Below are 992 nucleotides of genomic sequence, written 5' to 3' on the forward strand. Positions count from 1 at the left end.
TGGCTTATGCACATAAAATTCATCAGGGTTTACCGCGCCTTGAACAACCATTTCCCCAAGACCGTAAGAGGACGTGATAAATACGGCATCACGGAAACCAGATTCCGTATCAAGCGTAAACATAACACCGCTTGAGGCCGTCTCACTACGCACCATTTTTTGAATGCCTGCAGATAGCGCCACATCAATATGCGCAAACCCTTGGTGTACACGATACGAAATCGCACGGTCGTTGAACAAAGATGCAAATACTTCTTTTACCGCATGTTTGACTGCATCAATACCCTGCACGTTCAAAAAAGTTTCTTGCTGGCCTGCGAACGAGGCTTCTGGCAAATCTTCTGCTGTTGCTGATGAACGAACGGCTACAGCCATTTCATCATTGCCAGATTGAAGCTCAGCAAATGCTTTGTCGAGCTCATCTTCTAATTGCTTTGGAAACGGCGTATCCATCACCCAAGATCGGATTTCAGCACCAACTTCAGCAAGCTTATTTACATCATCAACATCTAGTGCATCTAGAGTCTTATGAATGCGATCAGCAAGGCCATCATTTGCTAAAAATTCGTTAAACGCATACGCGGTTGTGGCAAAACCGCCCGGCACTCGAACACCTGCGCCGCTAAGGTTTGCGATCATTTCCCCTAAAGAGGCGTTCTTTCCACCAACACGTTCGACATCATTCATCCCTAAGTGATCGAACCAAACAATATATTCTTGCAAGACGAAGCTCCTATTAACCGTAAGTCGCCAAAAACAATAAACGCCAGAGACAGGGAGTTCGCGTACGATTAGACGCGACTTCAAACTCTCTATTCTTAGAATGCTAGATTTTCAAAGGTGCGCATCATACCACTTTATGCTAGCTTAATTCAGCATCAGAAAGGCCTAAATAACGGGCAATCTAAATATCTATTTCTCTTTACGCGGTACCGAAGAATATGAGTAACAAACGAACTGCATTTTTCATCTCTGATGGCACTGGAATTACC

Annotated in this window: 1 protein-coding gene; it reads right to left on the reverse strand. The window is 44.4% G+C overall.

The window, feature by feature from the left end; translation table 11 throughout:
- Positions 1-723: PEP/pyruvate-binding domain-containing protein (locus tag A3738_RS21005; RefSeq protein ID WP_304440124.1), on the reverse strand; the 723-nt coding region annotated here is incomplete at its 3' end.
- Between the last annotated feature and the right edge of the window lie 269 nt (positions 724-992).

Source organism: Oleiphilus sp. HI0066 (genome assembly GCF_001635725.1).